This is a genomic window from Polynucleobacter sp. Fuers-14, assembly GCF_018882045.1.
Classification (GTDB): domain Bacteria; phylum Pseudomonadota; class Gammaproteobacteria; order Burkholderiales; family Burkholderiaceae; genus Polynucleobacter.
On record NZ_JACVPG010000021.1, the window covers coordinates 195,967 to 220,565 of the forward strand.

24 protein-coding genes, 1 other RNA gene, 1 pseudogene and 1 riboswitch are annotated in these 24,599 nt (G+C 45.8%); of the genes and pseudogenes, 9 read left to right on the forward strand and 17 right to left on the reverse strand.

Annotation, left to right across the window (positions count from 1 at the left end; genetic code table 11):
• The 4 genes from ICN40_RS11785 to ICN40_RS10895 all read right to left on the reverse strand — a co-directional run.
• Positions 1-1,067, reverse strand: a 1,067-nt coding sequence (locus ICN40_RS11785; RefSeq protein ID WP_304609053.1) for an Orn/Lys/Arg decarboxylase N-terminal domain-containing protein, incomplete at its 3' end; no start/stop codon positions are given.
• Positions 1,064-1,978, reverse strand: coding sequence for an ion channel (locus ICN40_RS10885; protein WP_072583774.1), 915 nt, complete (start codon positions 1,976-1,978; stop codon positions 1,064-1,066). The genes ICN40_RS11785 and ICN40_RS10885, both read right to left, overlap by 4 nt.
• 12 nt (positions 1,979-1,990) lie before the next feature.
• Positions 1,991-2,557, reverse strand: a complete 567-nt coding sequence (dcd, locus tag ICN40_RS10890) for a dCTP deaminase (protein ID WP_071464932.1) — start codon at positions 2,555-2,557, stop codon at positions 1,991-1,993.
• A gap of 40 nt (positions 2,558-2,597) precedes the next feature.
• Positions 2,598-3,440: a formate dehydrogenase accessory sulfurtransferase FdhD gene (locus ICN40_RS10895; RefSeq protein WP_216243932.1), complete on the reverse strand. Its 843-nt coding sequence runs from the start codon at positions 3,438-3,440 to the stop codon at positions 2,598-2,600.
• Positions 3,441-3,601: 161 nt separating this feature from the next.
• Between ICN40_RS10895 and metG the strand changes: the two genes are divergently transcribed.
• The 4 genes from metG to panC all read left to right on the forward strand — a co-directional run bounded on the left by metG (position 3,602) and on the right by panC (position 7,280).
• Entirely contained in the window at positions 3,602-5,272 is a 1,671-nt protein-coding gene (metG, locus tag ICN40_RS10900) for a methionine--tRNA ligase (RefSeq protein ID WP_216243933.1), read from the forward strand.
• 103 nt (positions 5,273-5,375) lie between these two features.
• The gene (locus ICN40_RS10905) at positions 5,376-5,564 is read left to right on the forward strand and encodes a DUF3460 family protein (RefSeq protein ID WP_072583777.1); all 189 of its coding nucleotides are present in this window, start codon (positions 5,376-5,378) and stop codon (positions 5,562-5,564) included.
• Positions 5,557-6,432, forward strand: coding sequence for a ScpA family protein (locus tag ICN40_RS10910; protein ID WP_216243935.1), 876 nt, complete (start codon positions 5,557-5,559; stop codon positions 6,430-6,432). The genes ICN40_RS10905 and ICN40_RS10910 overlap by 8 nt, the downstream gene beginning before the upstream one ends.
• Complete coding sequence (gene panC, locus ICN40_RS10915; RefSeq protein ID WP_216243937.1) at positions 6,429-7,280, forward strand: pantoate--beta-alanine ligase; 852 nt, start codon at positions 6,429-6,431, stop codon at positions 7,278-7,280. Before ICN40_RS10910 ends, panC begins: the two co-directional genes overlap by 4 nt.
• A gap of 24 nt (positions 7,281-7,304) precedes the next feature.
• Here panC and ICN40_RS10920 read toward each other — a convergent pair whose 3' ends face one another.
• The 12 genes from ICN40_RS10920 to ICN40_RS10975 form a co-directional block, all read right to left on the reverse strand.
• A complete protein-coding gene (locus ICN40_RS10920) occupies positions 7,305-7,793 on the reverse strand; it encodes a cupin domain-containing protein (RefSeq protein WP_072583780.1) in 489 nt (162 codons plus the stop codon).
• Between the two features lie 6 nt (positions 7,794-7,799).
• Positions 7,800-9,239, reverse strand: a complete 1,440-nt coding sequence (locus tag ICN40_RS10925) for an amino acid permease (RefSeq protein ID WP_216243939.1) — start codon at positions 9,237-9,239, stop codon at positions 7,800-7,802.
• Positions 9,240-9,297: 58 nt separating this feature from the next.
• Entirely contained in the window at positions 9,298-9,969 is a 672-nt protein-coding gene (locus ICN40_RS10930; RefSeq protein WP_216243941.1) for an amino acid ABC transporter permease, read from the reverse strand.
• Positions 9,970-9,971: 2 nt separating this feature from the next.
• Positions 9,972-10,700, reverse strand: a complete 729-nt coding sequence (locus ICN40_RS10935) for an amino acid ABC transporter ATP-binding protein (protein WP_216243942.1) — start codon at positions 10,698-10,700, stop codon at positions 9,972-9,974.
• On the reverse strand, positions 10,697-11,356 hold the full coding sequence (locus ICN40_RS10940) for an amino acid ABC transporter permease (RefSeq protein ID WP_216243945.1): 660 nt from the start codon (positions 11,354-11,356) through the stop codon (positions 10,697-10,699). The genes ICN40_RS10935 and ICN40_RS10940 overlap by 4 nt, the downstream gene beginning before the upstream one ends.
• A 20-nt stretch (positions 11,357-11,376) precedes the next feature.
• Positions 11,377-12,129: a transporter substrate-binding domain-containing protein gene (locus ICN40_RS10945; protein ID WP_216243946.1), complete on the reverse strand. Its 753-nt coding sequence runs from the start codon at positions 12,127-12,129 to the stop codon at positions 11,377-11,379.
• 187 nt (positions 12,130-12,316) lie between these two features.
• Positions 12,317-13,249: a methionyl-tRNA formyltransferase gene (locus ICN40_RS10950; RefSeq protein WP_216243948.1), complete on the reverse strand. Its 933-nt coding sequence runs from the start codon at positions 13,247-13,249 to the stop codon at positions 12,317-12,319.
• 1 nt (position 13,250) lies between these two features.
• Positions 13,251-14,498, reverse strand: a complete 1,248-nt coding sequence (gene frc / locus ICN40_RS10955; RefSeq protein WP_072583787.1) for a formyl-CoA transferase — start codon at positions 14,496-14,498, stop codon at positions 13,251-13,253.
• Between the two features lie 139 nt (positions 14,499-14,637).
• The gene (locus ICN40_RS10960) at positions 14,638-15,066 is read right to left on the reverse strand and encodes a PAS domain S-box protein (RefSeq protein ID WP_216243950.1); all 429 of its coding nucleotides are present in this window, start codon (positions 15,064-15,066) and stop codon (positions 14,638-14,640) included.
• An 82-nt stretch (positions 15,067-15,148) separates the two neighbouring features.
• On the reverse strand, positions 15,149-16,399 hold the full coding sequence (frc, locus tag ICN40_RS10965; RefSeq protein ID WP_215357501.1) for a formyl-CoA transferase: 1,251 nt from the start codon (positions 16,397-16,399) through the stop codon (positions 15,149-15,151).
• A gap of 80 nt (positions 16,400-16,479) precedes the next feature.
• Positions 16,480-18,189, reverse strand: a complete 1,710-nt coding sequence (oxc, locus tag ICN40_RS10970) for an oxalyl-CoA decarboxylase (RefSeq protein ID WP_072583790.1) — start codon at positions 18,187-18,189, stop codon at positions 16,480-16,482.
• A 205-nt stretch (positions 18,190-18,394) separates the two neighbouring features.
• Entirely contained in the window at positions 18,395-19,012 is a 618-nt protein-coding gene (locus ICN40_RS10975) for a Crp/Fnr family transcriptional regulator (protein WP_072583791.1), read from the reverse strand.
• A gap of 82 nt (positions 19,013-19,094) precedes the next feature.
• Positions 19,095-19,311: riboswitch (cobalamin riboswitch) on the forward strand.
• A gap of 142 nt (positions 19,312-19,453) precedes the next feature.
• Between ICN40_RS10975 and ICN40_RS10980 the strand changes: the two genes are divergently transcribed.
• From ICN40_RS10980 to ICN40_RS11000, 5 genes and pseudogenes are all read left to right on the forward strand, one after another.
• Positions 19,454-21,421, forward strand: coding sequence for a TonB-dependent receptor domain-containing protein (locus tag ICN40_RS10980; RefSeq protein ID WP_216243952.1), 1,968 nt, complete (start codon positions 19,454-19,456; stop codon positions 21,419-21,421).
• 27 nt (positions 21,422-21,448) lie between these two features.
• Entirely contained in the window at positions 21,449-21,736 is a 288-nt protein-coding gene (locus ICN40_RS10985; RefSeq protein WP_072583793.1) for a hypothetical protein, read from the forward strand.
• Positions 21,717-21,932, forward strand: a pseudogene (locus ICN40_RS11920) (cell division protein ZapA); the annotation flags it as partial. The gene ICN40_RS10985 and the pseudogene ICN40_RS11920, both read left to right, overlap by 20 nt.
• A 99-nt stretch (positions 21,933-22,031) precedes the next feature.
• A non-coding RNA gene (gene ssrS / locus ICN40_RS10995) (6S RNA) lies at positions 22,032-22,250 on the forward strand.
• Positions 22,251-23,069 carry a sulfite exporter TauE/SafE family protein gene (locus ICN40_RS11000; RefSeq protein ID WP_216243954.1) on the forward strand — a complete coding sequence of 273 codons (819 nt, stop codon included), beginning with the start codon at positions 22,251-22,253 and terminating at the stop codon, positions 23,067-23,069.
• On the opposite strand, the gene ICN40_RS11005 is transcribed toward ICN40_RS11000, so the two are convergent.
• Positions 23,070-24,599, reverse strand: coding sequence for a malonyl-CoA synthase (locus ICN40_RS11005; protein WP_216244010.1), 1,530 nt, complete (start codon positions 24,597-24,599; stop codon positions 23,070-23,072).

A 24,599-nucleotide genomic window follows, 5' to 3' on the forward strand; every position in this document is an offset into this window, starting at 1 on the left:
AAATGCAAGGAGTCTACCTTGCCGTCCAGCATCTCCTTAATCATCTCAACGTTATAAACAATGCCGTCATAAGTACTTTGTGTGAGCGTCATAACACGTGGCACGACATTCTTGTCCTTGATGAACGGATTTGCATCAATTTTCTTCTTGATGTTTTTCCACTCAAACTCTTCTTTCGGGATTGGGCCAATAATGCCCAAGTGATTACGAGTAGGCATCAAGAAGATAGGAATCGCGCCCATCATGGTGATGGAATGAATCACAGACTTATGACAATTACGGTCAACTAGGACCACGTCGCCAGGAGCAACCGTAGAGTGCCAAACAATCTTGTTTGATGTCGATGTGCCATTGGTAACGAAGAACAAATGATCGGCATTGAAGATGCGTGCCGCATTGCGCTCGCTCTGCAGCACTGGGCCCGTATGGTCCAGAAGTTGACCCAGCTCTTCCACGGCGTTACAGACGTCAGCGCGCAACATATTCTCACCAAAGAACTGATGGAACATTCGTCCTACCGGGCTCTTTAAGAAAGCAACACCACCAGAGTGACCTGGGCAATGCCAAGAATAAGACCCTTCAGAGGCATAGTTAGTTAACGCACGGAAAAATGGAGGAGCCAGAGAATCCAAATACACCTTGGCTTCACGAATAATATGACGTGCCACGAATTCTGGAGTGTCTTCATTCATATGAATGAAACCGTGCAACTCGCGCAAGATGTCATTGGGCATATGACGTGAGGTACGTGTCTCGCCATACAAGAAGATAGGGATATCTTCATTACGTTTACGCACTTCAGTAATAAAAGCACGCAAGTTATTTAAGGCTGGAAGATCATTATCTTCTGAGTCAGAGTCAAACTCCTCATCATCAATCGAGACGATGAATGACGATGCACGAGAAGCTTGCTGAGCAAACGAAGTCAGGTCACCATAGCTCGTTAAGCCAATAACCTCCATGCCTTCATTCTCAATCGCCTCGGCGAGGTCACGAATTCCCGAACCCGAAATATTTTCGGAGCGGAAGTCTTCATCAATAATGATGATTGGAAAACGAAATTTCATAAAAACTCCCCTGCTAATTTATCCGAGACATTCGGAACCCACTTCTCAAAGTTGGCCAAATCTATTATCCGGCCGCCATCTGGCGAAACCGTGACTATATCGACAAAAGTCGCATTTTGCTGCACATCTCTTGGTAAGTAAACATGGCGAGCATAGACTTGATTGGCCAGGCTCTCGTGATACCCCGTAAAGGTAATTAAAAGATGCCAATGACCATTCAATTCTGCTTTACCCAAGAAATCTTTTAGTGGACTTGCCTCATCCACGCTATGCATCGCCGTCCAGGTCAAGGAAAAGACTGGGCTCTCGGAGCGATGCAGCTGCAATTCAACAGATCGACGATAGCGCTCACCCTCGCTTGTCATGCTTTCTGCAATGAGCCATAAGCGTAACTGCGCCTCCACAATATGGGAGCTGCGATCATTGGCTACTCGGAACTTCAATGTTTTGATGCCGTCATGGTTGCCCACTACAGCTACTTTAGAAAAACGTATGCCTGCGGTAGGCCTAGTAAAGCGCGCAAAGGCCAGACCCGTAGTTAATGCGGAGTAAACAATTCCAAAGAACGCCTCAAACGTCACAATCGCATTTGGCCAACTACCAACCGGAGTCATTCGGCCATATCCAATGGTTGCCATCGTTTGCACACTAAAGAAAAAGACATCCAACAAAGAGCCTGGTCGGGCATTGGTAATGGCCCCGTCTCCACATGCGATATAAGCAAAAGCAAATATAAGATTTGTACCGAGATATACAAAAACGACTAGCAACATAAAGCTAGTCCAGGTGGTACCTAGCAGCCAATGGTAGAAATTATTCTCTGGACGCGCCATTTCTGAGCGCGAGAGTGTGGCGCGATATTCTTCTAGATTAATCCGCGATGGACGGCGATTAAATAGAAATTTACGCACTGCCGTTATGGCTTAGGTCTTAGGCAGGGTTACGCCCCGCTGACCTTGATACTTACCACCGCGATCTTTATATGATGTTCCACACACTTCATCACTCTCAAAGAAGAGTACTTGCGCACAACCTTCACCCGCATAAATCTTTGCAGGCAATGGTGTTGTGTTTGAAAACTCAAGAGTGACATAACCTTCCCACTCAGGCTCAAATGGCGTGACGTTCACAATAATGCCGCAGCGAGCATACGTACTCTTACCAACGCAGACAGTTAATACGCTACGTGGAATCTTGAAGTACTCTACTGTTCTTGCCAATGCAAAAGAGTTTGGTGGAATGATGCAAACATCACCCTTGAAGTCGACGAATGATTGCTCATCGAAATTCTTCGGATCAACGATGGTGCTATTGATATTTGTAAAGATTTTGAATTCGTCTGCGCAACGAATGTCATAGCCATAGCTTGAAGTGCCATAACTTACAATTTTGTTGCCGGCGGCATCTTGGCGAACTTGCCCAGGTTCGAATGGGCTGATCATGCCTTGCTCGCCCATGCGGCGGATCCAGTGGTCTGATTTAATAGTCATGACCGAATTGTAAAACCTTCGCCCTTACCTGCCGACGAATTTATTGGGGTTTTTGGCTAAAAACGACCCTCTCCGGGGCGTTATAGATCTCAAAGTGTTTGCCGGAGCAACGGGAGAGGATGGTGAGGTTAGTCTTGCGCGCCAGCTCCAGACCCATCAAGGTCACGCCAGAGCGGGTCAGAAGGAAAGGGATGCCCATCTGAGCCCCCTTGATCACCATCTCTGAGGTCAGGCGCCCAGTAGTAAAGAAAATCAAATCCTTGCCCGGTTTATTCACTAGCCACATCAAGCCAGAAATGGAATCGACCGCATTATGACGACCAACATCTTCAATAAAGTGCAGCAGTCGCACCCCATCCTGACCATCTCGCTCAAAGACCGCACAGGCATGGACCGAACCAGACTTCTTATAAATCGTGTCATGCATCCGAATGGAGTCAATCAAGGCAACTATTGCCTCTTGAGAGAGTAGCGGCCCCTCGGGAAGCTGAATTGCATCCATCTCCTCAATCAAGCCACCAAACATGGTTCCCTGACCGCAACCAGTGGTTACTACCCGTTTGCTGGTTAGAGCATCAATATCCACCGTACTACGGCGCGTCTTAACAGCAGCTGAATCGGTCTCCCAGTCCATTTGGATACTCTCGATATCGTCCGGAGACTCCACAAGACGCTGATTACGCAAATAGCCCAAGACCAACGCTTCTGGGGCGCTCCCCAAGGTCATGAGTGTTACGACTTCACGCTTATCTAAATAAATGGTTAAAGGGCGCTCCCCCGGAATATGGGTAGTTTTAAGGCGGCCTAGCTCATCCATGACCTCGACCTCATGCACCAAGGGCACTGAGGCAGAAGACATCTGAATGGTTGGTTTTACTGCCATAAAATACTCTCTAAGGTCGGGCTGAACTCAATTTTATCGGGGTTTAAGAACACTCCGCGGGGCTTTACTTTAACCGCAGACTAAAATCACTGCATTAGCCAGCATAATTGAGCGCTGCACCCTATTTAACCTTCTTACATTCTTATTTAAGTCCGCACTACATGAGCAGTTCTCAACGCCGCCTTCTTGTCACCTCCGCCTTACCGTATGCCAATGGTCAGATCCATATCGGCCATTTGGTGGAATACGTTCAGACTGATATTTGGGTTCGCTTTCAGAGAATGCGTGGTCATGAGGTTCACTATGTTGGCGCCGATGACACGCATGGCACCCCCATCATGTTGCGCGCTGAAAAAGAAGGCATCACCCCTAAAGAACTCATTGCGAATGTTTGGAAAGAACATAAACGCGACTTTGATAACTTCCTCATTTCGTTTGACAACTACTACACCACAGATAGTCCCGAGAATGAGAAGTTAGCGCAAAGTATTTATCTCAAGCTGCGTGATGCTGGCTTGATAGAAAAACGTGCAATTGAGCAAGCTTACGATCCTGTTAAAGAAATGTTCTTACCGGATCGCTTCATCAAAGGTGAGTGCCCTAAGTGCGGCGCTAAAGATCAGTATGGCGATAACTGTGAAAAGTGTGGTGCCACTTATGCGCCAACGGATTTAAAAAATCCTTTCTCAGTAGTGAGCGGTGCAACACCTATTAAAAAGATTTCGGATCACTATTTCTTTAAGTTGTCTGATCCGCGTTGTGAAGAGTTTTTACGCGACTGGACTCAAGTCAAAACTCCATTGCAGCCTGAAGCTCGCAATAAGATGAAAGAATGGGTTGGCCAGCCTGGCGAAAGCAAGCTGGGCGATTGGGACATCTCCCGCGATGCCCCATATTTCGGGTTCGAGATCCCTGACGCACCAGGCAAGTACTTCTATGTGTGGCTTGATGCCCCGATCGGATACTATGCCAGCTTCCTCAATTACTGCCAAGCTAAAGGCCTTAATTTTGATGAGTGGGTCAAGCCAGATACCACTACCGAGCAATACCACTTCATCGGCAAAGATATTCTGTATTTCCACACTTTATTCTGGCCTGCTACTTTGAAGTTTGCCGGCTATCGCACACCAACCAACGTATTTGCTCATGGCTTCTTAACCGTAGATGGCGAGAAGATGAGTAAGTCACGCGGCACTTTAATTTCTGCAAACAGCGTGATTGAGTGCGGCTTTAATCCTGAGTGGTTCCGCTATTACTTTGCGACTAAGCTTAATGACAGCATGGAAGATTTAGATTTAAATCTTCAAGACTTTGTTGCGCGCGTGAATAGTGACCTACTCGGCAAGTACATCAATATTGCTAGTCGTAGCGCAGGCTTCTTAGTGAAGCGATTTGGTGGCGTAGTTTCTGATGAAGCGATGAGTAATCCACTACTCAAAGAGATTGCCGCTGCTAGCGAAAAAATAGCTGAACTCTATGAGGGACGCGAATATGCAAAAGCACTGCGTACCGTGATGGAGTTAGCTGACAAGGTAAACGGCTTTGTAGATGAGAACAAGCCATGGGAAATCGCTAAAGATCCAGAACGTGAAGCAGATTTACAGCGGGTTTGCAGTATTACGTTAGAGGCATTCCGGATGATGAGTCTTTATCTGAAGCCAGTGATTCCTCATGTAGCAGCTGGAGTTGAAGAATTCTTCTCCTTGCCACCCCTTTCATGGTCAGACATTAATACCCCGCTCTCCAGCAAGAACCCTATTAAGCCCTATAAACACCTCATGACCCGGGTGGAAGCCCCTCAAATTGAGGCTTTGCTGGCTGCAAACTTGTAAAAATAGCCCTAAAAAGCACCTATAATGGCGGTTGTAGTCCCTAGATAACTTTTCGAATTAATTTCATAAGTTATTGAATTTATTGAGTATTTTAGGAAATGCCATGGCAAGATATCAATCTGAAATTACCCAGTTCTTAACTGAGCTCAAAACCGAGCATCCACAGCTCGAAGCTGAACAGCAGGCTGGTCGCGCCCTCCTTTGGGACAAAGAGCCATTGAGCGTTGAAGACCAGCGCCGCGCCAAAGCTGCAAAACTCAAGCAACGCGCCTACGTGTACTCGAATGACTAATCAAGGCAATGAGCCTAGCGCTCAGCCAATATCGGATTTACTCGATAGCACTCCATCGGTTACTGATGGAATGTCGGCTGCTTTCGCTAAACTGTATGGCGAACCACTTTTTAAGCTCCCTACTGATCTTTACATTCCACCAGATGCACTGGAAGTTTTTCTAGAAGCATTTGAAGGTCCATTAGATCTATTGCTGTACTTGATTCGCAAACAGAACTTCAACGTTCTCGATATTCCAATGGCACAGGTTACTCAACAGTACCTGAGCTATGTCGATCAAATCCGTCATCACAATCTTGAACTGGCTGCTGAGTATCTACTCATGGCTGCCATGTTGATTGAAATTAAATCCCGCATGCTCCTGCCAATGAAGAAGGCAGATAGCGAAGAAGAAGTAGAAGATCCACGCGCAGAATTAGTACGTCGTCTCTTAGAGTACGAGCGTATGAAGCTAGCAGCGCAAGAGCTTGATCAGATTCCACAGCAAGGGCGTGATTTCCAGGTAGCACACGGCTATGTGGATACCACCGTTGCAATTGCGTGGCCAGATGTCAATGTAGAAGACTTGCAAATGGCTTGGCGTGATGTTTTACACCGTGCCAAACTCACTCAGCATCACACGATTACCCGTGAAGAATTATCAGTACGTGACTTCATGACACGCATCTTGCGTCGCCTGCAAAGCACTAAATTTGTAGAGTTCAGCGAGCTATTTGAAGAAGCCATTAATTCTGGCAAAGGCATACCGGTTGTTATCGTGAACTTCATTGCGATGCTTGAGCTATCACGCGAAGCTTTAGTAGAAATTACCCAAGCTGAGCCCTATGCGCCGATTTATGTGCGTCTTGCCTACACACCCGTTGCATGAAAATCATTAGCGACATCCAAGAATTACGTGACCATTTAAGAGGTCAAAACCGCGCTTCATTTGTACCAACAATGGGTAACCTTCATGAAGGTCACCTCTCATTGATGCGCCTGGCAAGACAGCATGGTGACCCAGTTGTGGCCAGTATCTTTGTGAACCGCCTGCAGTTTGGTCCTAACGAAGATTTTGATAGCTACCCGCGCACCATGCAGGCGGATATTGATAAGCTGGAAAAAGAAGGTGTATACATCCTGTTTGCACCTACTGAGCGCGATCTTTATCCACAGCCACAAGAATATCGAGTTGATCCACCGCAGCAGTTGGGAGATATCCTCGAAGGTGAGTTCCGTCCAGGTTTCTTTAAAGGGGTTTGTACAGTTGTATTGAAGCTCTTTTCTTGTGTACAGCCTAAGGTGGCCGTGTTTGGTAAAAAAGATTATCAGCAGCTGATGATTATTCGCCAGATGGCTAAGCAGTTTGCCTTACCGGTTGACATCATTCCTGGTGAAACTATTCGTGCAGAAGATGGGCTTGCCCTCTCTTCACGTAATGGCTATCTCTCGGTTGAGGAACGTGCTGAAGCACCAGAGTTAATGAAGGCGCTCAAAGAAGTTCGGGAACGCGTCATCCAACTGAAGGATCGCAACAGCCAATCTATTTCCGAGATCGAAAAAGCTGCAGCTGCCAGTTTGGCTAAACGCGGTTGGCAACCAGACTACATCGCTATTCGTCAACAAAGTGATTTAGCCCCTGCAAGCAATGAGCAATTACAAGCTGGTGAGCCACTCGTCATTCTGACAGCAGCTAAGCTGGGTAAAACTCGACTGATTGATAACCTCGAAATCTAAGTCTGGGGTCAGTCAAAATATTGATCAAGCCCTCGTAAGAGTCTCAATAGCCTTGATGTTATCTGCAGAGTGGCCAAGCTCTCTTAACAAGATCTCGCGCTGACCAATTTCAAAATCTACAAACTCGAAACCGGGTGCTACAGCACAGCTCACTAAGCAAAACGAGTTTTGATGCATGGGTTTGGCAGCAAACCAAGTATTGGCTGAAATAGTGGCTTGCAAGCATTTCGAATCCAGCCCCAATTGAATGGTTTGCAGCTCTTTATTCTTATCAAAGAAATAGATACTGACATCGCAACCACTATGAAAGTACCAAGTCTCATCTGATTTAATCCGATGCCATGATGAGAAGTCGCCGCCTGATAGCAGATAATAAATACTGGTGTAGGCACTCTTTAGTCCTGCGCCTTCAGCACTAACCATAGTTGGCGAACGATACATTTCACGATAAAAGCCACCCTCAGGATGCGGGAGAAGACTGAGATCTTCTACTAGAGAATTCACTGTTTGCATATATTCCTATCGAGCCCTATATATTTTTGCAGCAGCATTTTGCTCGATGACTTTTTTCTTAAAGGCTGCAATCAATGCATTCTGATTCACACTTCTACGAGTTTTAAACCAGTAGAAAAATCCAAGAACCACAAACCATAATGGCAAGAAGTACAGCGCAATGCGTGTGTTCTCATTTAGGCCTAGAGCGTAGATGACAATTGCAAAAAATACAAATGCGACATAAATCATCGTTTTACCCAGAGGAGTCTTAAACTTCGACTCATCATGAACCTGGGGTAAACGCTTTCGATACGCAAGATAAGAAAGTAAAATCATTGACCAGATATAAATAAAGAGAATGGCTGTTACGCTGCCAACCAATTCAAATGCGCTCATCATGGACTGTGTGGTTGTCAGAATGAGAGATGCCGACAATACAAGACCTGTTCCAAAAAAGATGCCACCAGTTGGAATTTTATGAGAAGACAACTTTCCAAAGATGGATGGTGCATGATGATTCTTTGCTAGGCCATACACCATGCGTGATGTAGCGTATATGCCGCTATTGCTCGAAGACGTTGCCGAACTAATCACCACGCCGTTAATCAAGGATGCAGCACTCACCATACCCACCAGCGAAAACATTCCGACAAAAGGACTTTCGTTAGGAGAGATATCCACCCAAGGAGTCACCATCATTAAAACCATGACCGTGCCAATATAGAAAATCATGATGCGGAAAGGTATTTTATGAATTGCATCGGGCAGCATCCGCTCTGGATCCTTTGTTTCTGCCATCATGGTGCCAATGATTTCCATGCCAGCAAATGCGAAGATGGCAGTCTGAAGACCTCCCAGCAAGCCCGAGACCCCATTAGGAAACAGTCCTCCGTAGGACCATAGGTTACTAATGTGGGCGGTAACCCCACTCGGAGAAACAAAGCCGGTAATACATAAGTAAATCCCGAGAGCAATCAGACTAATGATGGCGACCACTTTGATAATGGCCAACCAAAACTCTAGCTCCCCAAATGCTTTAACACTGAGAATATTTAGAGTGAGTAATAAAAGCACAATGGAAAGAGCAGATATCCAAGGGGGTAAGTTGGGCCACCAGAAAGCAATATAGCCAGTAATCGCAATAATCTCAGCAATCGCAGCTACGATCCAGGCAAACCAATACGTCCAGCCCATAAAAAATCCTGCTGACGGCCCCAGTAAGTCTTCTGAAAAATCAACAAAGGATTTGTAATTGAGGTTAGATAGGAGCAGCTCTCCCATAGCTCGCATCACAAAATATAAGATGCAGCCAATGACGGCATAAATCAAAATGATGCTGGGGCCAGCAATCGATATGGTCTTTCCAGAGCCCATGAATAAACCGGTGCCAATACAGCCGCCGATGGCGATCATTTCGATTTGTCGCTGACCTAAGCCGCGCTGTAATTTATGATTACTTTCCATACAAATCCAAGTTCTGGTGAAAACTAATTTAGCTGTCTTTAGCTATATTTAGCTGAGTTCAATTAATCGGTATTAGCACCCGTCGCTCAATTCTTCTAGCCACTAAGACAATGACGGAAACTAAGAGTAAATATACTAAAGCGGTGAGTAAGTAGGCTTTAAAGAACTGAAAATTAGTAGAAGCCAGCTCTTGCATACGGGCAAAGAACTCGGTGTACTGAATCAAAAACGTAATCGAGCTGTCTTTAAGGTTGCCTATTACTTGGTTGGTTAGTGCTGGCACTGAAGTACGCAATACTTGCGGCAGAGTAATTAAACGAAATACCTGTGACGGCTTAAAGCCTTGTGCTCTAGCAGCCTCCAACTGGGTCTTATCCAGGCCATTAAACGCCGTCTTTAGATATGCAGCATTGTAAGCAGCCACATTTAAGGTAAACCCGATCACTGCCACTGTAAATGGATTGAGTCTAACCCCCCATTGTGGAAGGCCGTAATACATTAAGAACAAGAGCACGATCAAAGGCATGCCAATAAAAAAGGAAATGTAGCCATTGACGGCATTGCGTATGAAGGCGTTCTTACTGAGCGTCAGATAAAAGACAACAACACCCAATAAAAATCCTGTAATGGTAATTACAACTGCTAATTGGAGAGTATTGGAAAGTCCAGCCAATATAAGCGGCATCTGCTCAAGAAGGTCGCACTCAAAACCGCTCCAAGATCCCGCCATGACTACTCTCTCTTACCAAAAAAAGCTTGCAGCTCTGGATCAGAGTGATTGTTGGCAAGAACATCAATGCGCTCGTCTGCACGAATGACGCCCTTATCCAAAAATAGCACCCGATCTGAAATAGCGCTCGCTAAACCCAAGTCATGAGTTACACAAATCATGGTGATTCCATTGTGGTGCAGGCGATTTATGAGATCTCCCACATCACGAGACATGATGGGATCCAGTGCTGAGGTTGGCTCATCAAGCAGCAACACGGCTGGGTCCATTGCTAAAGCTCGTGCAATAGCAACGCGCTGCTTCTGTCCGCCAGATAATTGAGATGGGTACTTGCTTTGATGGGATGTCATCTCAAATCGAGACAACTCATGTAAAGCCTTTTCATTGGCCTCTTTAAGCCCCATACCCTCTAATTTACGTAATGCTAATGTGACGTTTTCTAAGACAGTGAGATGGCTATACAAAGCAAATTGCTGAAACACAAATCCAATTTGTTTGCGCAATTGCCTTACATCTACATTGGGTCCCAGGATCTCATTGCCCTTGAACTGAATTGATCCGGAGGTAGGCTCTACTAAGCGATTCAAACATCTCAAGAGAGTAGATTTACCGCTACCAGAAGAGCCCATTAGGACTTTCACTTCACCTTGCTGCAAGTCCAGGTTAATCCCGGAGAGAACTAACTGACCCTCAAATTTCTTGGTGAGGCCTCGGATGGTGATTACCGTCATACTGCAGCTTCTTTCATTTCTGGAATCTCATAATGCTTTTGAATGACTTGAACACCCAATAACAAGATCCGATAAATAACAAAATAAAGGACTCCAACCATGAGATAAACATCAATTCCCTTTAAGGTATTGGCTGTCAATGTCATGGCTTCCTTGGTGATCTCTGGAATACCAACGGTATAGGCAAATGGAGAGTATTTCAGGACAGAGGTAAATTCATTTACCATGCCGGGAATGGAAAAGCGGAGCATCTGTGGAATTTCAATATAACGAAGCACCTGGATGCGACTCATGCCCATTGCCTGTGCGGCAACTATCTCGGCTGGATCAATAGAATTAAATGCTCCACGAAAGACCTCTGTGAGATAAGCGCCAGCTACTAAACCTAGGCTAAGGGCCATGGCCATTAAAGGCGGAGGTTTAATACCAATTCCGGGAAGGCCAAAGTACACCATGAATAGGAGAACGAGTACTGGAACACCCCTAAAGATATAGGTATAGATATCAATGAGAAATGAAACGCTTCTGATGGAGAGTCGATGCAGACTAGAAAGCAGTAGACCAACCACAAGGCCGGTCATACTGCAAACTAGTGTCACGATAACAGTGTAGACAACACCCTTACAGAGCTCCAGCAGAATATCTAAAAGACTCATGACAACCTTTTGCTAACGGATTACTTCATCCACTTATCTAAGATCGCTTGAATTTTTTCTGGTCCTAGTTCTGTCAGGTACTTATCAAAGTCATCACGCAACTTGGATCCCTTGGAAAAAGCAAATCCTAACTTATCGTAACCCTTGAATACATAAGCACTTTCCAATGGTAACTTCAGCTTGTTTTCATAATTCAAGAGCACAGGCTCTTCAATAAATGCCAAATCAATATTGCCATTCTGCAGATCTGTTACCACCTCAGCATATGAGGGATAAAGCTTTACCTTGCTTATAGAGTAGTAGCCCTTAGGCTCCAGCTCATTTCTGATCAAGTCATCGTAGGCCATGCCACGTGGGTAGCCAATCGAATACTTCTTAAGTTGATTTAAATCTGTGATCTTGATGTTTTTACTTTTAAGGCTTACTAGATGCCAAGAGTTGTCGTAATAAGGCTGAGAAAAATCCATCGCCTCTTTGCGCTTATCCGTAATTGAGATGCCAGAGAAGGCAACATCAGCTTGACCACTTGAAACGGCGCCAAGCATTCCCTGCCAATCATAAGGGGTTACCTTTAAAGTACAGCCACGAGACTTGCAATAGCCTTGGAAAATATCCATATCTACGCCAACAATCTGGCCATTCTGATCAAACAGCATGGGCGGCGATGCAGGCGATACGGCTACCTTAATTTCGCTTGAATTGGTTCCTTTAGAACAGGCAACCATTCCTAAACTTAGGGCACAAATAAGTAATAGCAAAAATCGGTGTTTCATAGACAAAATCCTTGTAGTAAAAATCAGGTGGCGTCTTCTAAATTAAACAAGCTAATGCAAGTCAATTTGACTTAAAAGCATTCCATCAAAAGATAGCAGTGGAATGGCTATTTGTAAATGATGATTCTATGGCAAGAGCTGGTGAGCATCACGATTGATAACCTAATTGGGTTATTTGCCAAGCGATCTAAAGAGCGAAAAACTGCCCTACCTCTAGATTCAACTCTTTAGCAAGCTCAGCACCAGTCACTTTACCCGCAGCGCCTTTAGCCTTAAGGACTTCAATCTGTCCGCCATGGCAGGTGACGAAGAATGAATCAAGCGTAATCTGCGTTACTTCTCCAGGCTTGCCTTTGACGGTGCCAAAGGTTGCAGCAACGTGCTTATGGCAATCGTAGATCTGTACTTTTTGTTCGCCAAACTTAGTCCATGCACCAGGCGCAGGATTGCATGCACGAATCAGGTTATAGATTTGACTGATATGTGTTGCCCAATGAATCTGCGCAGCGTTGGCATCAAACCAGCCTTCATAGTTCGCTTGTGATTCATCTTGAACAACCTCTTGATGCTTACCTGCAACTACAAGATCAGCAGTCTCTAGGAGGGCTTGTACACCGATCGGGAATAAATGATCAAAGTAGATCTTGCCTAAGGTGTCATTAGGTCCAATGGCTACTTCCTTTTGCAAAATCACTTCGCCCTCATCCAAACCATCGGATGGGCGGAAGATGGTTAAACCTGTTCTCTCTTCACCTAATGCGATTGCCCAATTGATAGCGCTCGGACCGCGATACTTAGGCAGCAAGGATGGATGATATTGAATGGTGCCGTGCTTCGGAATCTTACAAAGCTCTTGCGGTACAAACTGAAGCACATAAGCCATTACACAGATGTCTGCATTGGCATCAATCATGGCTTGAGCAGCTTCAGGACCCTTTAAGGATGTGAACTGCAGGGGGGTTAAACCCCTTGCTAACGACGCCTCTTTCAAGACTTCGGATTTGCTTGATTTAGGATTGTCGGGTGGGCAGAAAACGGCAACCACTTCGTCGCCGCGATCTAAAAAGGCTTCTAGCGCCGCCTTACCAAAATCCGCACTCCCAATTAAAGCAACCCGCATCTTAGATCACCTTCTCGTGACGTAATGCGATCAATTCATCAGTTGAGTAACCTAACTCACTAAGAATCTCATCAGTATGCTCACCAAGCAAAGGTGAACGAGTCACATCGGTTGGGCTATCAGACATCTTGATTGGGTTACCAACAGTAAGGTACTTGCCACGAATTGGATGATCAACCTCAACAACTGTCCCAGTCGCGCGCAATGCAGGCTCTTCAGCAATTTCTTTCATGGACAGAATTGGACCGCATGGAATGTCATATTTATTCAATACGTCCATGACTTCAAACTTCGTCATGGTCATAGTCCACTTTTCGATCTCACCGAAGATTTCCATAAGGTGTGGCAAGCGTGCCATTGGCGATGCGAAACGCACATCGGTAATCCAATCTTCACGGCCGATTACTTTGCAAATTGCCTCCCAAACTGGCGCTTGTACGATCACATACATGTAAGCATTTGGATCAGTTTCCCAGCCCTTACACTTCACAATCCAACCAGGCTGACCACCGCCAGAAGCATTACCAGCACGGGGTACAGCGTCACCGAACTCACCGTTCGGGAATTGTGGGTACTCTTGCATCAGACCAACGCGCTCTAAACGCTGTTGATCGCGCAACTTCACGCGGCACAGGTTCAACACTGCATCTTGCATTGCTGCCAATACTTTCTGACCACGGCCAGAGTGCGTACGTTGGTATAGAGCTGTAACAATACCAAGTGCTAAATGCAAACCGGTTCCGCTGTCACCAATTTGTGCACCAGTCACCATTGGAGGGCCGTCATCAAAACCAGTAGTAGATGCAGAACCACCAGCGCACTGCGCTACGTTCTCATACACCTTGCAATCTTCATATGGACCAGGACCAAAGCCTTTGACAGAAGCCATGATCATCATTGGATTGAGTTCTTGAATGCGCTCCCAAGAAAATCCCATGCGATCAAGTGCGCCGGGTGCGAAGTTCTCAACCAATACGTCGCACTCTTTAATGAGGCGCTCTAGAATTTCTTTACCCTTTTGGGTTTTGGTATTCACGGTAATGGAACGCTTGTTATGGTTCAACATCGTGAAATACAAACTATCCGCATCGGGGATGTCGCGCAATTGGCCACGCGTTGCATCGCCTTCACCGGATTTTTCTACTTTGATAACATCTGCACCAAACCAAGCCAGCAACTGAGTGCAGGTCGGACCTGATTGAACGTGCGTAAAGTCGAGAATTTTGACCCCTTCTAGTGCTTTTGCCATGATTTAAGTCCCAATAAGAATGAAATTTTGAATTAAGGCGATTTTACCAGTGGGATATAGGGGAAATTGAGGCGTGCCCGCTTTTTGGGCATATATTCCGTCTAAACCTACATTTACTCTTGTTAGGGTCTATATGCGACTAAGCCTGGGGATTTTCAAGCTCAGAAAGTCGCTTTTTAAGGGCCCTTTCTTCGGCAAAACGCTCGCTTTCATCCCGAATAATGGCAGCCACCCCGCTAGCCTTCCCCGAGGCGTCAAACAGCATGCCTACAGTGAATGCAATCGATATAGTGCTGCCATCCTTGTGCTTGGCTGGCACTTTCAATAAGGATGCGCCATAACGGGTCGTGCCCGTCTCCATTGAATGGTTGTATCCCTCATTGTGTTTCTGGCGCTGACGCTCAGGAACAATGAGATCTAAAGTATTTCCAAGGGCTTCTTGCTCTGAGTATCCAAAGATACGTGTGGCCGCAGGATTCCACAGCACGATCTTTTCATGGGCATCAGCAACCACAATCGCATCGCCTACGCACTCCACTAACTGGTGTAAATCAATATTGGTGTTCATGTGATCAGTCTATAGAGTTTTTAAGAAATAAAAAAGGCGCTCACTAGGAGCGCCTTCAAATTAATGCCAATGTTACTTGTTATTAAACTGCTTTAGCTGTGTGCAACTTAGCGATGTCATCAGCGCTATAGCCAAGGTCAGCCAATACTTCGTCAGTGTGCTCACCCAATACCGGTGATGGACCAACTTCGATTTCCAAATCAGAGAACTTGATTGGGCTACCGATAGTCAAATACTTACCACGTACTTTGTGATCCACTTCAACGATAGAACCACTCTTACGCAAGTCAGGTGAGTTAGCCAATTCTTTCATGGAGAGAACTGGGGCACATGGAATATCAAACTTGCGGAGAATGTCTACAGCTTCGTATTTAGTCTTGTCTTTGAGCCAGTCTTCAATAGTTGCGAAGATGTCAAAAATCTTGTCTTGACGCGCTTCAGCAGTCATGTACGCTGGATCAGTTGCCCACTCTGGCTTACCAATCGCACGAGTAATTGGCTCCCAAGCGTGACCTTGAATAGTGAAATAGATGTATGCGTTTGGATCTGTTTCCCAACCCTTACACTTCAACACCCAACCTGGCTGACCGCCACCACCAGCGTTACCGCCACGTGGAACTACGTCAGTGAATGAACCGTGTGGGTACTGTGGGTACTCTTCCAAGTAACCAATTTTGTCCAAACGTTGTTGGTCGCGCAACTTCACGCGGCACAAGTTCAATACAGCATCTTGCATTGAGCAAGAAACTTTTTGACCTTTGCCAGTTTTTTGACGTTGCATCAAAGCTGTCAAGATACCGATTGCCAAGTGCATACCAGTATTTGAGTCGCCTAAAGCAGCAGCAGAAACTGTAGGAGGACCATCCCAGAAACCAGTTGTGGAAGCAGCACCACCAGCGCACTGAGCAACGTTCTCATACACTTTTAAGTCTTCGTATGAGTGGCCATCGCTAAAACCTTTTACAGAAGCCATGATCATTTTTGGGTTCAATTCTTGGATACGCTTCCAAGAGAATCCCATACGATCCAAAGCGCCTGGGCCAAAGTTCTCAACCATGACGTCAGAAGTTTTGATCATCTTCTCTAAAACTTCTTTACCTTCTTGAGTCTTAGTATCCAAAGTCAAAGAACGCTTGTTACCGTTCAACATTGTGAAGTACAAAGCATCTGCACCTGGAATGTCGCGCAATTGGCTACGAGTTACGTCGCCAGAACCTGGACGCTCAACCTTGATTACGTCAGCGCCGTACCAAGCCAACAACTGAGTACATGCAGGACCTGCTTGTACGTGTGTGAAGTCAATAATGCGAATACCGTCTAATGGTTTAGTCATGTGTGTTTCTCCTTAAGTCTTTCTTGTTTACTTCAAATTTAGCTCAAAAATATTAACTTTTTATTACCGTTTTTAATATCTTATTTCTTAGCAGCTGCTGTGGATGGGTTTAAGTTCGTTAAACGTCCACTCTCAGTACCTGCAGTTTCATCAATAACAGCATTGATGAGGGCTGGTTTACCGGCAGCAATCGCTTCTGTTAACGCTGCTTCTAATTCTGCTGGGGTAGTTACGTAGTAACCAACACCACCAAATGCTTCAATCATTTTGTCGTAACGAGCATCTTTAACGAACACAGTTGGTGCAACATCAGCGCCGCCTGTTGGGTTAACGTCAGTACCGCGGTATACGCCGTTGTTGTTGAATACAACAGTCGTGATTGGCAAGTTGTAACGGCAAACTGTTTCCAATTCCATACCGCTAAAGCCAAATGCGCTATCGCCTTCAACTGCAACTGTTGGCAAGCCGCTAGTAACGGCCGCGCCAATTGCATAACCCATACCGATACCCATAATGCCCCAAGTACCAGAGTCAAAACGCTTACGTGGCTTGTACATATCAACGATTGCACGGCAATAGTCGAGTGTATTTGCACCTTCGTTTACCAAGTTCACATCTGGGTTCTTCTTGATCACATCACGAATCACACGTAATGCGCCATGGAAGTTCATTGGATTTGCTTCTTTAGCCAATGTCTCTGCCATCTTGGCTAAGTTCTTATCCTTCTTCTCAGTGATCGCAGCAATCCACTCAGCACTTGGCTTAGGAACAGCAGAGATGCCCTTCAAGAGTTCACCAACGCATGAACCGATATCACCAATCAATGGAGCAGCAATTTGAACGTTGCTATCCACTTCGTTTGCTTGAATATCAATTTGGATAAATTTCTTAGGCTCTTTGCCCCAAGTTTTACCTTTACCGTGTGCCAGCAACCAGTTCAAACGTGCACCAACCAATAACACTGCATCAGCTTCAGCCAATACAAATGAACGCGCTGCAGAAGCAGATTGTGGGTGATTGTCTGGCAACAAACCTTTAGCCATCGACATCGGCAAGTAAGGGATACCTGATTTTTCAACTAAGTCACGAATCTCTTTATCGGCTTGAGCATAAGCAGCGCCCTTACCCAAGAGAATCAATGGACGCTTAGCGCCCTTCAACACATCTAATGCACGAGCAACTGCATCAGCTGCTGGGATTTGACGTGGAACTGGATCGATTACTTTGAAAATGGATTTCTTAGCCTCATCAGCAGGCATGGTTTGAGCAAGCAACTGAGCTGGCAAGTCTAAATACACGCCACCTGGACGACCAGAAACGGCAGCGCGGATTGCGCGAGCAAAACCGATACCGATATCTTCAATATGATTAATACGATATGCAGCTTTGCAGTATGGCTTAGCAGCATTGAGCTGATCCATCTCTTCGTAGTCACCCTGTTGCAAGTCAACGATTTCACGCTCGCTTGAACCAGAGATCAAAATCATTGGGAAGCAGTTCACAGTGGCGTTAGCTAAAGCTGTCAAACCGTTCAAGAAACCAGGAGCAGAAACAGTCATACAGATACCCGGCTTTTGCGTCATGTAACCAGCAATAGCGGCAGCATTACCTGCGTGTTGTTCGTGACGGAAGCCGATAAAACGCAAACCTTCTGCTTGCGCTAAACGGCATAAGTCAGTAATTGGAATACCAACGAGGCCGAAAATAGTATCGAGGTCGTTTGCTTTCAGGGCGTCAATAACGAGGTGAAAGCCATCGGTTAATTGTGTGTTTTGATTATCTGTTGTCATAGAAATTGATATAGAAATTGCGGGTTTGCTCTTGTAGAGCCAATGCAATTTAGCTTTCGCTAACGTCTCCAATGTAGTTATAAATCGCATAACGGGTTTTGTGTCCCGCTTAGGCTGAGATGAATATTAGGCTTGGGGGAGAGGTTCATCATTGACTTCGGTCAATTTCCCCCCTAAATCCTGTAATTACGGGCGGTTTTGCCCCTTAAACAAAGAGCTCTTTATGCTTCGTTTTAAGGCGACTTAGGGTCTCAGGAGAGAGATTGAGATAGGCTGCCAGCTCCTTCTTTGGTAGAAGCTCGAACAAATCCTCATATTTACGCAAGAAACGCTCTACCCGGCCTGGGGCATCGAGCATATGCAAGGTAATGGTGTGGGCCATGATTTCACTCATCAGGCGCATTACCTCGAACTCAAAGCTCTCTTTGAGAGGTTTGTGCTCCTCAAGAAATTCAGCCCACTTCTTCATGGGCATCCGGGCCACACGCGCCTTAGTGACACACGCAATACTGTAGGGGGCAGCGGTTTTTAAGCGCCATGCGGCATAGCTCGTTTCAATATCTTTTTCGATGGCAAAACGCAAAATCATCTCTTTGGCATCAGCGCTTGAAACAATCCGCTTCAGAATGCCATCCAAAACGAAGTACTGCTCCATCTGGTGATCACCTTGATGCAGCAAAATTTCTGATTTTTTGAGGTCCGCAATTTCTAAATGGCGCTCTAAATCAGCCATTGCTGAGGGATCCAAGCTTTTTAAGACCGAGTTTTGACTCAACTGTAAGCGAATCAAGTTTTTTTCGGGATGCTTATCTAATACGGTCATGAATCCTTGCTCCAAGACCCTCTATTGTAGGCTTTTTTACCTCCCAAAGCCTTGAACCCCCTCTTGGCGCACTTCAAATCCGCTAGAATGATGAGGTCGTGGTGCTTTATTGCAGTGCAATAAAGTTAAACGGGAAACACTAAATGTGTGCTGCCCCCGCAACGGTAGGTAAATGCGCCCTTTTTGCTTTATTTGGGGCGTCAGGAATCTGACAAAGCCACTGTGCGCGTCAATAGCATGGGAAGGCCAGATTCTGATATTTACTAGCCCGGATACCGGCCAAGACAGGTGGAATTTTGCGGACGGGGATCTTCGCGCGCCAAGAAAGCGCTAAGTCTCTCGATACTGCGCCCAATTGACGCCTGAACTCCTGCACGGGAAATTCTGTTCGACCCAGCTAACGGGGAAGTTAGCTAGGCAATCGATAACAGAAAGTGAATCATGAAGCAGCAGTTCAACAACAAAAAAGCGGCACTTCTTTTGGGTGCCCTCATCAGCATTAATGCCTTCGCACAAAACAACTCACCAATAGTTTTAGCAAGCGCTGCTAGCCCACTTAACCCCATCATCGTCACCGCAACGCGTACGCCAACCAAAGCGAGCGATGTATTGGCCGATAACGTTTACATTGGCCCTGAAGAAATTGAGCAAGCCGGACAGACGAGCTTAGTTGAGTTACTGCAACGCCAAAAGGGCGTGACCATTTCTAGTTACGGAACGGGCGGATCTAATGCCAGCGTTTTCTTGAGAGGCACTACCAATAACCAGACTCTGGTATTAATCGATGGCGTGCGTATTGATGATGCAATTAATGGCGGCACCAACTGGTCAGTTATCCCGCTGACCATCATTGATCATATTGAAATTGTATTTGGCCCTCAAAGTAGTCTTTATGGCTCTGATGCCATCGGTGGCGCAGTGCAAATCTTTACCAAAAAAAGCGATGGCCCTGCTAAGGTGGGCGCCTCTTTTGGATACGGCAGTTACGGCACGAGCATCAGTGAAGCCAGCATTAATGGCTCTACGCAAGGCGATCAAAAAATTCGCTACTCGCTTGCCGCAAGCCAAACGCTCTCCATGGGTTTCAACACTATCGCACCGAACAATAAGGATGGGCTTAGCGCATCAGGCAGAACGGGCTACGTTCAAGACAGTATTACTGGCAGACTATCCCAGGAGTGGAGTAAGGGACAAGAGTTTGGATTACAGTTTTTAAATAGTCGTCTAAATAACCAACTACCTGGGTTTGACCCACAAGAGTTTTTATATCAACAAACTCAAAATCAAGTTTCTCAATTGGGAACCTATTCCCTCTACTCTAAAAATCAAGTGATGGAAAACTGGCGCAGCCTCCTGCAAGCATCCGCACAAACAGGAACCGCACTAAACCATGCTCCTGGCACGCCAGATAACCCAGCATACGACAGCACCCTGAATCAAAGACAAAATACCTACACCTGGCAAAATGATTTCGCTATTGGCACTGATGTTTTGCAAGTATTAGCGGAAAGAAAAACCCAAAAAGTTTCCAGCAATCAACTGGACTACAACAACGGTGACTTCAACAACTTGACAGCGCCCTATCCTTTTTTAGGCTTTAGTCAAACTCGTAATACCAATTCAGGTGCTATTGCTTATCAACTAAAAAGAGAGGCGCACTTAGCTAACTTCTCGCTCCGCAATGACAGCATTACAGGTTATGGACCACAAACTACCGGTGCCGCGGCTTATGGTTATTTCTTCACCAAAGAATGGCGTGCGAACATCAACTACGGAACTGGATTTAGAGCACCAACCTTTAATGACCTCTACTACCCAGGATACGGAAATACAGCCATCCTTCCTGAGAAAAGTAAAAACACTGAAGCAGGACTGCATTATGAAAAACCAGGTCTTGATGGGCATGTTGTGGTCTTTAGTAATTCCATCTCAAATTTAATTCAAGTTAGCAATTCAGATACTTGCCCAGTGGGAACAGGTATTTTTGGCTGTGCATCCAACGTGGCCAGCGCCAAAATTACTGGCAGCACTTTGAGTGGCGCCGTACAAATGTCTTCACTCAGCTTAAAAGGCTCCTTCACACAACAAAACCCGGTAAACGAGAGCACTAATAGCACTTTGATAAAACAGGCTAAGCAATACTGCAATGTGGCGGGCGAGTATCTTTATCTCAAATTAACTACCGGAATTGGGGCTACTTTTTCCGGAAGAAGGGACGATTTTCAGGGTGCAAACACTGGCATGGGCGGCTACACCATCTTCAATCTCTATGCTAATTACGATTTAGAGAAAGACCTGAGCGTCTTTGCCCGCTGGAATAATGCTTTAAATAAGACCTACCAACTTAGTTATGGCTACAACACCCCGGGCTCAAACGTATTTGTAGGGCTGCGTTACGCTATGAAATAAGCTCTTTTTTCAGACTACAATGCCAGTATGAGCGAGACCTCCCCTCTTTCCACTGGCGACCTAGCCTTAGGTATGGATGCGCTATGCGCATCCATCAATCGAGTGGCTGGAAAAATTCAGGTTATTGCTGAAGCCGTTCAAAACTTAAACCAAAATCGAGCGCAACTCGAAAACAAGATTGAAGATGCGCAAAAGCGTATTCAACATATCCTAAGTCGCCTGCCAGAACAAAGCGACGGTCGCCAACTCAACCTACTAGGCGAAGCTATCCCACCAAATAACCCCGAGGATGACAATGAGCCAACAACGCATTGAGGTAAGTCTTGCCGGCCAGAAAATTACTCTGGCAACCAGTGCTGAGCATGAGCCATTACTCCGTGCAGCGTGTGTCTTGGTAGATGAACAAATTCAACTAGCTATTAATGGTGGTAACCGCAGCATTGAAAGAGCGAGCATGATGGCCGCACTCAAAATTGCCGGCGATCTTATTACCCTACAAAAAAATCCATCGCAGCAAAGCAGCTCTTCCAATGTCAGCACAGATGAAGTCACTCGCCTTCAGGGTGAGATTCGTGCACTTGAAGACCAAGTAGATGCTTTGATGCAAACCCTTTCCCTGCCTGGTTCGCCAAGGCCAATAGTTCCTTGAACCGATGCGCAAGCATCCGGAACGATCTTTACCTTGTGGGCGTGAGCGTTTTGCAAGTTCACAGTGCCAACTTAGACTTGGTTACTCCCTGAGCCTCTTAATGCACCCGAAACAGAGTAGCCGTTCCACCTTGAACCTTAGGGTTCAGGATGACGGCCTAGCGGCTAAGGCGGGGAATTCATGTTACTAAGCGACATCTTGATGTTGATGTTATGTGGCGCCATCTCTGGCTATCTGGCTGGACTACTGGGTATTGGTGGCGGCATGATTCTGGTCCCCTTCATGATCTTGGTTTTTAATCATCTCGGATTTAGCCAAGAAGTGATTGTGCACATGGCAATTGCAACAGGCATGGCGACCATTCTATTTACCACCACCTCTGCAATTTGGGCGCATCACAAACATAGCTCGATTGATTGGAAACTAGTTGCCTATTTAAGCCCCGGAATGATTTTTGGTGGATTGATTGGTGGCAGTGAATTATTTGAGGCACTCAAGACCTCATGGCTATCACTCTTCTTTGCCGTCTTTATTGTTTACACCTCAATCCAAATGCTCCTCAATAAGAAGCCTAAGGCAGGTAGAGACTTGCCCGGGACACTTGGATTATTTTCGTTTGGCGCCTTTGCTGGAGCCCTTGCAAGCTTAGTTGGCGCAGGTGGGGCATTTATTACTGTGCCATTTATGCTTTGGTGCAACGTCAAGCCGCATACAGCAATGGCTACTTCATCTGGCTTGGGCTTTCCAATTGCTGCAGCGGCCACTATTGGTTATATGTATGGGAGCTGGGGCAACCCCGATCTTCCAGCAGGCTCTTTGGGCTTTGTATATTTACCAGCGGTTGCGTGCATCGTGACGGTCAGTATTTTTACTGCACCTTTAGGTGCAAAGATGGCCAGAAAACTCGATATTGCTCAACTCAAACGAGTTTTTGGCATCATGCTTTTTTTCCTTGCAGCCTTCATGTTTAATGAAAGCCGCAAGGCATTCGGCTTCTAATTACGCTGTGTACTGCTGACGCAAAATATTCTTTTGCACCTTACCCATAGCGTTACGAGGTAAATCAGCAACAATCTCTACGCGCTTTGGAATCTTAAAGTTTGCAATTTGTGTTTTCAAAGTAGCAATCATGGCTTCTGCATTGAGTTTTACTCCGGCCTTAGGCACCACTACTGCCATCACTGCCTCACCAAAATCAGGGTGTGGAATACCAATCACAGCACTTTCATCAACGCCAGTCATGTCATCAATAAAACTTTCGATCTCTTTCGGGTAAACGTTGTAGCCACCAGAAATAATCAAATCCTTGCTGCGACCAACAATGCACAAGTAATCATTTGGAGCTTTACCGCCATTGGCATCGCCACCCCAACGACCGACGTCGCCAGTTTTAAACCAGCCGTCTTTGGTAAATTCTTCGGCAGTCTTCTCAGGCATACGCCAGTAGCCTGCAAATATGTTCGGGCCCTTCACTTGAATACTGCCAATCTCGTTTACTTTGCATGGCTTGTTATCTTCATCCACTACACGCACCTTAACGCCAGGCAATGGTAGGCCAACTGAACCACCTACGCGCTTGCCTTTGTAAGGATTAGAAACCAACATCACCGTCTCACTCATGCCATAACGCTCAAGAATCGGCTGGCCAATCACTTCTTTGAAGGTATTAAATGTTTCTGTCAGCAAAGGAGCTGAGCCGGAAACAAATAGACGCATATTGCTTGCTACTTTTTTAGTAAATCCTTTGTCAGCCAATAGGCGTACATAGAATGTAGGCACACCCATCATCACTGTGGACTGTGGCATGTGCTTAATCAATTGCGCCGTATCTAAACGTGGCAACCAAATCATTTTGCTGCCATTAATCAATGCGCCATGCGCCGCCACAAACAATCCATGAACGTGGAAGATAGGTAAAGCATGTAGCAATACGTCGCCTTTTTTCCAGCCCCAGAACTTTTGCAGCACTTGTGCATTGCTGCCAAGGTTCTTATGAGTCAGCATTGCGCCCTTGCTGCGTCCTGTCGTACCAGAGGTGTACAGAATCGCTGCAAGATCATTATCCTTCGCTGGAACGGTCTTGAATTTGTCGCTCAGGTTTCCTGCACGCTCTAATAAAGTACCCGTACGATTCTCGTCCAGCGTGAATACATGCTTAGTGCCAGCCTTGGAAGCTACCTTAGAAACCCAAGAGAGATTCTTGCTGCTGCACACAACCACTGCTGGCTCAGCATTCTCTAGGAAGTACTGGATTTCAGCTGACTGATAAGCGGTATTCAGCGGCAAATACACATAGCCCGCACGAATCGTTGCTAGATAAAGAAAAAGTGCTTCAGGAGACTTCTCAACCTGCACTGCAACCCTAGCTCCTTTTGGAAGCTTCAAGCTAGCAAGTAAATTAGCCAGCTTGGCGGTTGCTGACTCAAGGTCACCCCAAGAGTAATAAAGACCGTCGTGTGTCTCGAGAGCGCACGCTTTTTTATCCTTTGGAAAACCTTTTTCCAATACTGAATACAAATTCATGAAAAT

What these genes read in the sequence shown, in the direction of transcription:
- dcd (WP_071464932.1), bottom strand. Translation starts at nt 2,557, where the DNA reads ATGACTATTAAATCAGACCACTGGATCCGCCGCATGGGCGAGCAAGGC.
- ICN40_RS10895 (WP_216243932.1), bottom strand. Translation starts at nt 3,440, where the DNA reads ATGGCAGTAAAACCAACCATTCAGATGTCTTCTGCCTCAGTGCCCTTG.
- metG (WP_216243933.1), top strand. Translation starts at nt 3,602, where the DNA reads ATGAGCAGTTCTCAACGCCGCCTTCTTGTCACCTCCGCCTTACCGTAT.
- ICN40_RS10905 (WP_072583777.1), top strand. Translation starts at nt 5,376, where the DNA reads ATGGCAAGATATCAATCTGAAATTACCCAGTTCTTAACTGAGCTCAAA.
- ICN40_RS10910 (WP_216243935.1), top strand. Translation starts at nt 5,557, where the DNA reads ATGACTAATCAAGGCAATGAGCCTAGCGCTCAGCCAATATCGGATTTA.
- panC (WP_216243937.1), top strand. Translation starts at nt 6,429, where the DNA reads ATGAAAATCATTAGCGACATCCAAGAATTACGTGACCATTTAAGAGGT.
- ICN40_RS10920 (WP_072583780.1), bottom strand. Translation starts at nt 7,793, where the DNA reads ATGCAAACAGTGAATTCTCTAGTAGAAGATCTCAGTCTTCTCCCGCAT.
- ICN40_RS10925 (WP_216243939.1), bottom strand. Translation starts at nt 9,239, where the DNA reads ATGGAAAGTAATCATAAATTACAGCGCGGCTTAGGTCAGCGACAAATC.
- ICN40_RS10930 (WP_216243941.1), bottom strand. Translation starts at nt 9,969, where the DNA reads ATGGCGGGATCTTGGAGCGGTTTTGAGTGCGACCTTCTTGAGCAGATG.
- ICN40_RS10935 (WP_216243942.1), bottom strand. Translation starts at nt 10,700, where the DNA reads ATGACGGTAATCACCATCCGAGGCCTCACCAAGAAATTTGAGGGTCAG.
- ICN40_RS10940 (WP_216243945.1), bottom strand. Translation starts at nt 11,356, where the DNA reads ATGAGTCTTTTAGATATTCTGCTGGAGCTCTGTAAGGGTGTTGTCTAC.
- ICN40_RS10945 (WP_216243946.1), bottom strand. Translation starts at nt 12,129, where the DNA reads ATGAAACACCGATTTTTGCTATTACTTATTTGTGCCCTAAGTTTAGGA.
- ICN40_RS10950 (WP_216243948.1), bottom strand. Translation starts at nt 13,249, where the DNA reads ATGCGGGTTGCTTTAATTGGGAGTGCGGATTTTGGTAAGGCGGCGCTA.
- frc (WP_072583787.1), bottom strand. Translation starts at nt 14,498, where the DNA reads ATGGCAAAAGCACTAGAAGGGGTCAAAATTCTCGACTTTACGCACGTT.
- ICN40_RS10960 (WP_216243950.1), bottom strand. Translation starts at nt 15,066, where the DNA reads ATGAACACCAATATTGATTTACACCAGTTAGTGGAGTGCGTAGGCGAT.
- frc (WP_215357501.1), bottom strand. Translation starts at nt 16,399, where the DNA reads ATGACTAAACCATTAGACGGTATTCGCATTATTGACTTCACACACGTA.
- oxc (WP_072583790.1), bottom strand. Translation starts at nt 18,189, where the DNA reads ATGACAACAGATAATCAAAACACACAATTAACCGATGGCTTTCACCTC.
- ICN40_RS10975 (WP_072583791.1), bottom strand. Translation starts at nt 19,012, where the DNA reads ATGACCGTATTAGATAAGCATCCCGAAAAAAACTTGATTCGCTTACAG.
- ICN40_RS10980 (WP_216243952.1), top strand. Translation starts at nt 19,454, where the DNA reads ATGAAGCAGCAGTTCAACAACAAAAAAGCGGCACTTCTTTTGGGTGCC.
- ICN40_RS10985 (WP_072583793.1), top strand. Translation starts at nt 21,449, where the DNA reads ATGAGCGAGACCTCCCCTCTTTCCACTGGCGACCTAGCCTTAGGTATG.
- ICN40_RS11000 (WP_216243954.1), top strand. Translation starts at nt 22,251, where the DNA reads ATGTTACTAAGCGACATCTTGATGTTGATGTTATGTGGCGCCATCTCT.